The sequence below is a fragment of the Streptococcus sp. HMSC034B05 genome (genome assembly GCF_001809055.1).
Taxonomy (GTDB): domain Bacteria; phylum Bacillota; class Bacilli; order Lactobacillales; family Streptococcaceae; genus Streptococcus; species Streptococcus constellatus.
Genome location: NZ_KV795590.1, coordinates 117,833 through 124,947, shown reverse-complemented (window position 1 = coordinate 124,947; position 7,115 = coordinate 117,833). Strand labels below are relative to the sequence as shown.

At 38.7% G+C, this 7,115-nt stretch carries 7 protein-coding genes; all 7 read right to left on the bottom strand.

The window, feature by feature from the left end:
• Positions 1-61 precede the first annotated feature (61 nt).
• A complete protein-coding gene (locus HMPREF2542_RS01700) occupies positions 62-454 on the bottom strand; it encodes a S1 RNA-binding domain-containing protein (protein WP_020997633.1) in 393 nt (130 codons plus the stop codon).
• A 1-nt stretch (position 455) separates the two neighbouring features.
• A complete protein-coding gene (locus HMPREF2542_RS01695; protein WP_070484181.1) occupies positions 456-1,856 on the bottom strand; it encodes a bifunctional Cof-type HAD-IIB family hydrolase/peptidylprolyl isomerase in 1,401 nt (466 codons plus the stop codon).
• Positions 1,857-1,902: 46 nt separating this feature from the next.
• Entirely contained in the window at positions 1,903-2,535 is a 633-nt protein-coding gene (locus HMPREF2542_RS01690) for a response regulator transcription factor (RefSeq protein WP_070484178.1), read from the bottom strand.
• A gap of 1 nt (position 2,536) precedes the next feature.
• Positions 2,537-3,532: an envelope stress sensor histidine kinase LiaS gene (locus HMPREF2542_RS01685; protein ID WP_049476963.1), complete on the bottom strand. Its 996-nt coding sequence runs from the start codon at positions 3,530-3,532 to the stop codon at positions 2,537-2,539.
• Positions 3,529-4,227 carry a cell wall-active antibiotics response protein LiaF gene (gene liaF / locus HMPREF2542_RS01680; protein ID WP_003070232.1) on the bottom strand — a complete coding sequence of 233 codons (699 nt, stop codon included), beginning with the start codon at positions 4,225-4,227 and terminating at the stop codon, positions 3,529-3,531. Before liaF ends, HMPREF2542_RS01685 begins: the two co-directional genes overlap by 4 nt.
• Before the next feature lie 255 nt (positions 4,228-4,482).
• Positions 4,483-6,366 carry a Stk1 family PASTA domain-containing Ser/Thr kinase gene (gene pknB / locus HMPREF2542_RS01675; RefSeq protein ID WP_049476964.1) on the bottom strand — a complete coding sequence of 628 codons (1,884 nt, stop codon included), beginning with the start codon at positions 6,364-6,366 and terminating at the stop codon, positions 4,483-4,485.
• Positions 6,363-7,103, bottom strand: a complete 741-nt coding sequence (locus HMPREF2542_RS01670) for a Stp1/IreP family PP2C-type Ser/Thr phosphatase (protein WP_003028411.1) — start codon at positions 7,101-7,103, stop codon at positions 6,363-6,365. Before HMPREF2542_RS01670 ends, pknB begins: the two co-directional genes overlap by 4 nt.
• Positions 7,104-7,115 lie beyond the last annotated feature (12 nt).

Genomic DNA, 7,115 nt, shown 5'->3' with positions numbered 1-7,115 from the left:
TTTTTGTGACTGAGAACTATTTTGTCTCAGACTCGTTATTTTTAGTAGAATTTTTGTGTGTTTATTTTTCCGTTTCTCCGTCAGTTTCTTCTTTTGACTGATTCTGATTCAGAAAATTCATTGCTTCCTTGGTCCAAGTTGGCAAACTTTTAGCGAGCGGTGTAAAACCAATCTTGTAACGGTCATTTGAAAAGCGATGACGTTTCGGTAAATGATGTTTTTCCTCTTCCAATGTTCTCATCGACAAACTAGCCTTACCTGAAAATTCATCATAGTCCATCACTTGCACCAAGACCGGATCATTCACATGCAGAATATCACGGATATTTTCGATGTAACCTGTCCGAATCTCTGAAATATGAATCAAGCCTATTGTTCCTGTTTCCAATTCTACAAATGCACCGTAAGGCTGAATTCCTGTAATTCTTCCTTTTAGTTTTTCACCAATTCTCATTTTAATCCTCAATTTCAATGGTTTCAATCACGACATCTTCAAGTGGTTTATCCATCGCACCAGTTTCAACAGCTGCAATCTTATCCAATACCTGATAAGAAGATTTATCTAATAATTGACCAAATACAGTATGGCGGCGATCCAAATGCGGCGTTCCACCATTGCTTGCATAGATTTCAGCAATTGGTATCGGCCAACCACCACGTTCCAATTCCTTTTGTGCATAAGGAATCTTGCTGTTTTGCACAATAAAAAATTGGCTGCCATTTGTGTTCGGACCAGCATTGGCCATCGAAAGTGCACCACGGATATTGTACAGTTCCGGAGAAAATTCATCTTCAAACTTTTCTCCATAAATAGATTCTCCACCCATACCCGTACCAGTTGGATCACCACCTTGAATCATGAAGTCCTTGATAATCCGGTGAAAAATGATTCCATCATAGTAGCCATCTTTTGATAAAGCAATAAAATTAGCCACTGTCTTCGGTGCCTGTTCTGGAAATAATTGAAATTTCAAATCACCGTGGTTGGTTTTAATAGTCGCTTTCGGTCCTTCTGCTGTTTCCATCGTTACTTGTGGAAAATGTAATTCTTTTTCTATCATTCCTAATTCCTCCAAAGCATAAAAAATGCCATCTTCTTCTACTTTTTTTGTCACAAAGTCAGCCTTGGCTTTTATTTTTTTATGTGAAATGCCCATAGCAATACTGATACCTGCATAATCAAACAACTCTAAATCATTGAGTTCATCTCCAAAAACCATCACATTCTCAGGCTTCAACCCTAGATGCTCCACAACTGTCGCAACTCCAGATGCTTTTGAACCATTTGTTAGAACTACATCTGATGAATGCGGATGCCAGCGAACCAATCGTAGATGTTCTTCTAACTCTTTGGGCAATTGCAAGCTATCTCCGATATCTTCAAATGTCCACATTTGATAAACGTTGTGATCTTGATAAAAATCCGGCTGAATAGGTAAATTAGGATAAACAATATCAATGGCTTCATCAATAAGCGGTGTTCGCGTCGAAAGCGCTGCCTCATGACTACCAACGAGGCCAAAGTCAATCCCAACTTCCTTCGTCCAAGCGATATAAGTTTCTACTAAATTTCGATCAATCGGGGTTTGCGCAATAACCTTTCCTGCTTTATCTTCAATATAGGACCCATTCAAGGTGACAAAAAAATCAGGCTGCAACGCTTTCAACTCCGGCACCACACCAAAAATTCCTCTCCCTGAAGCAATTCCCGTCAAAATTCCTTTTTCTTTTAATTGTTTAAAAACCGTTTTGATCGATTCTGGAATGTAGCCAGTTGCTTTTACTCGCAAGGTATCATCAATATCAAAAAAGACGATTTTGATCTTCTTGGATTTGTATTTTAATTTTGCGTCCATAATCTCCCTCTAACAATAGCAATTTATTTATTTTTCTATTATACCACTAAATATCATCCTGTGGGACGAGGTGATGCTGGAAGGCATAGACAACAGCTTGTGTACGATCCCTTACTGCCAATTTGGACAAAATATTCGACACATGCGTTTTCACTGTCTTTAAAGAAATAAACAACTCATCTGCTATGCGTTGATTTTCATACCCCTTCGCCAGTAGTCCTAAAATATCGCGCTCACGCGCTGTTAGCTCTTCATGTAATTCAATATGATTTCGATGGTATTCCACTTTCTGACTGACCTCTGTTTCAATAGCAAGTTCACCCTTGGCTACCTTTCGAACTGCTCGTAAGATATCGTCAGCACTAGATGTTTTAAGCATGTATCCTTTAGCTCCTGCATCTAAAACTGGGTAAATTTTTTCATTATCCAAATAAGAAGTCAGAATGAGAATCTTAGCTTCAGGCCATTCTTTTAAAATAGCTAGAGTTGCTTCAATTCCACTCATTTCAGGCATAACAATATCCATCATAATAACATCTGGTCGTAATGCTAAAGCTTTTTCAACTCCTTCACGACCGTTTGAAGCTTCTGCCACTACATCAACATCATCTTGTACATCCAAATAACTTTTCAAGCCAAGTCGTACCATCTCATGGTCATCTACTAATAAAATCTGCATCTCAAGCTCCTTTCAATAATGGTACACGAATATCAATCGCTACTCCCTGCTTCGGAGCTGTTAAAATCTGCATCGTTCCCGCCATATCATTTACTCTTTCTTCCATATTTTTCAGACCATAACTCAACTCATCAGACGAAGTGTGCTCAAAACCAATCCCATCATCTGTCATCTTCAACTGCAATTCATTCTGAGTTTGATACAGATATACATCTAAATGATTCGCATTGGCGTGACGGAGCGTATTACTGATAATTTCCTGAGCAATTCGAAAAATATGCTCCTCAATCTGTTTCGGTAATTGTTGAACATCATGATGAAAACTCACTTCAATATCACTCTTGTCTGATAACTCCTTTAAAATAAGGTTTAACCCTTCAACCAAACTTTTCCCTTCCAACTCTGTCGGTCTCAAATGTAGAAGCAAGATACGCAAATCCCTCTGAGCAGTATTTAAAATTCCTGATACGCCCGTCAATTGTTTCGATAAGGTGTCCGTATCTAAGTTCTCCACTTGCCCTGTCACACCTGATAAAATCATATTGGCAGCAAAAAGTTCTTGACTGACCGTATCATGTAGGTCACGCGCAATTCGCTTGCGCTCTTTCTCAATAATCGTCTCTTCATTTTGTAAGGCACGGTTCTCTGACTTTTGTAGATTTTCTGTTAAATGATTTACTTTCTCTGATACCTGCCGAAAGGAAGCGTCAATTTCCGGTTGCTGTACTTCTTGTAATTTTCGACCTTCCAAAATATTTTTCAAATTCGACTGAATGGTCGACAATGTTACCGTTTGAATCACTTTGATTCCTAAAATCATCAGCATCGTTAGAGATACAGTGAGCACAATCACAAAGAAACTGAATTTTTCCAGTCGCTCTACATTACTAAAAACCAATTGCCAGTCAAAATCAAATAGAGCAAAAATATAATGAATAATAATCCCTAAAATGAGTAAGGAATAAAAACTAATCAAGAGATAGTAGACTTTTTTCATTTACGAACCACCTCAATATTCCCTACAAATGTTGATAGGATAATTTTGACACTTTTATGTGCTCGTTTAAAGTCTGGCGTCGTTAGACTGAAACTTTCATTTCGCAATTCATAGATAGGTTGGTCTAAAAACTGCAATTCACCGTATAGATTATTCACTTTCAAGCTGACTGCCACATCAACTGGCACAATAATTTTTGTATTCCCGAAAAATTTTCGCAAAACAATCACATTATCATGGTTTGTAACAATCACTTGCTCCAAATGAATCGTGTCCTTGCCCATGAGACGGAAAAGGTTGATATCGTCAAATTGACAGGTATCAGACGAAGCAAAATGATGAAGATTTCCTAACCATTGATTATTCTCTCGTTTTTGCTCCATTGCATCATCAAAGATGAGAGTTGTCGCTTCATTTTCTTTATAAATATAGGGATAAGCTACAATCATGCCATAAATGACCGCAAAGAGCAAGGCAGCAATGACATAAGGATTGAGCATAATAATGAAAAAAAGCAATATGGTAGAAGTTACTAGCAGAAAATTTCCTCTTTGTTTACCAAAATAATAATAGAGCAGCAACAAGAAAAGCACCAAAAAAAGAATAACACGTGAAAAGTGACCAGACAAAATCGTCACTAATGCAAATGTTAATAGAATAGATTCAACAAAAATGAAAAATTGGATCTTTCGCATAATCTCGATACCTTTCTGCTTCTATTGTATCAAAAACTTTTAAAAATTCCTCCGACTAAGGTATGAAAATAAAGCAATGAAATGGAACTAAATATTTTCAGGTTCTAGTATGTAGTCCTAGAAATTAACATGTTTATTTACAATATACTGGATAAACTTGATTAATCAGAAACAACGCTTATCAATGCTGTAAAACGAGCGCAAAAAAAGTGAGGGAAAATCGGTTAAAAACTACGACTTTATCCTCTCACTTGTTTAATTGCTTGCACTAGCACTTGTGTCTGGCGTTTTTGAACTTGAACCATCATTACCACTAGTTGATGAGTTACTAGACGATGGACTATTTTTTTCTGAACTACTTTCAGATTGCAAACTACTTTCAGATGTAGACGAACTTTCGGTTTTCGGCTCATATACATATAGGACAATGCGGTCGCTCTTCAAATCCAAGGACTGATTTGCTGCTGGCGTTTGTTTAATAATCGTATTTGCTTGTGTTCCCGCCGGAGCTGTTGGAACCGTTCGCTTTTCAATATTAGCACCTTGAATGCCAAGCACTTGCGTTAAATTGTTATAGGCAAATTCATAGGTTGAACCGATATAACTTGGCATGACAACACTTGAAACGGACTTGGCTACTTTCAAAGTAATACGAGCTTTTGAAGTCAAATCATATGTACTACCTGCTGCTGGCGTTTGACCAACGACTGTTCCAGCCGCATACTCACTACTTTCAACTTCTTCTGTTTTAATTAAACCTTTTGAAACCTTGTATTTTTGGACTAGATTGTTGATAGCATCCGCTCTTTTCTGACCTTTATAATCTTCCATAATAAAGGTTTTTGTACCTTTGGAAACAATCAGATCCACCGTGCTTCCGTCGCGACGCTGTGTTCCCGCTTCTGGATTGGTGCGAATAACAGAATCCTTTTTGACAGAGTCGCTATATTCATCTTTTTCCTTACCAACTTTCAAACCTGCTGTTTCAATTGCAGAACGAGCTTGTGCAACAGTTTTTCCAGTAACGTCTGGAATTTTTACATTTGACGGACTCAAATAGACTAATGCCACCAGAGCAGCAATCACTAAAACTACTGCCGACAACAGAACCTTATAACGCGTTCTTAAACGACGCTTTTTCTTTGTTTTTGGCTTGGTTGTGGGTTTAGAATTACTACTGACTGTTTCTTTTATAGGCGTAGGAGTAGTTGGTTTGCTTGCAGAAATTAAGGTATTTTGTGACACTTTAGGAAGCGTTTTGGTGTCTGCTTTGGCAGTATCATCAAAAACCAACTTTTTCTCATTTCGGCGATCTGCGGATAAGCAGCTTGATAAATCCACATACATTTCTGCAACAGATTGATAACGATCTGTTAATTTTTTAGCCGTTGCCTTGATGACTACATTTTCTAGAGGCTGTGGCACATTTGGATTTTCAGCAATCACAGAAGGAAGAGGCTTTTGGAAATGTTGCAAAGCAATTGTGACAGCACTATCCCCATCATAAGGGATATGTCCTGTCAACATTTCATAGAAAATGATCCCCATAGCGTAAATATCGCTTTGAACGGTCGCTTTTGAACCACGCGCTTGTTCTGGTGATAGATAATGCACAGATCCCAGCATTGAATTTGTTTGCGTCAGGCTCGTTTCAGCAAAAGCTACTGCAATTCCAAAGTCCGTTACTTTTGCATCGCCATCTGGAGTTAAAAGGACATTTTGTGGCTTCAAATCACGATGAACAATTCCATGCGTATGCGCCAAACGCATCGCCAAAAGAATTTGTCCCATAATCCGAACCGCTTCTTCATTAGATAAAGGAGCATGCTCTTTAATATAGCGTTTTAAGTCAAGCCCAGCCACATACTCCATCGCTAGATATTGCTGACCTTCTTCTTCTCCAATATCGGTAATCCGGACAATATGAGGATGATCCAAGTCTGCCATCGCTCGCGCCTCTCTTTGAAAGCGCGCCACAGCAATCGGATCCGTCTGGTAATTCGTTCTTAGAACTTTCACCGCGACTTCTTCCCCGTCTAAAATCAAATCTTTGGCCAAGTAAACATCTGCCATGCCACCTCGCCCAATTTGTTTGATGATTCTATATCGCCCGGCAAATATCTTGCCGACTTGAATCATTCTGCATCCTCCTTATGATAATGAATCAGGGCAACTGTAATATTGTCCAAACCACCTGCGTTATTTGCAAAACGAATCAAGGTTTCTGCTTTCTCTGAAAGAGTGATGTCGCTTGTCACAATATCATAAATTTCACTTTCTGAAATCATATTAGACAAACCATCACTATTTAAAACAATGTAATCATCGTCCTCTAGACTAATCATGCCGACATCCGGTTGCACTTCACTTCTTTGACCGATGGATTGTGTGATAATGTTTCGTTGTGGGTGACGTTCTGCCTCTTCAGGCGTAATTTGTCCTGCTTTAAGCAATTCATTTACCAAGGAATGGTCGCTCGTCAACTGTTTATAACTTTCACCACGAATTAGACCGATACGAGAATCCCCTACATGAGCATAAATGGCTTGATTGCCAATAACAGCTAACGCTTCAAGCGTCGTCCCCATTCCCTTATACTCTTCATCTTGACCAAATTGGTGAACCTTTTGATTTTCTGTTTCAAGGTACTCTGCAAACCATTCACGGACACCATTAATAGAATCAATTTGAGTGTCCACCCAAGCAGCACCAAGGTCTGTGACAGCCATCTCGCTAGCAATATTGCCTGCCCGATGTCCGCCCATGCCATCTGCCAAAAGAATCATTGTCATACCAGCACGATTAACAAATTGATTGGCATAATCTTGATTGTTTGTACGTTTCTGACCAACATCTGTTAATAATGAAATTTCCATACTGTCAGTTTC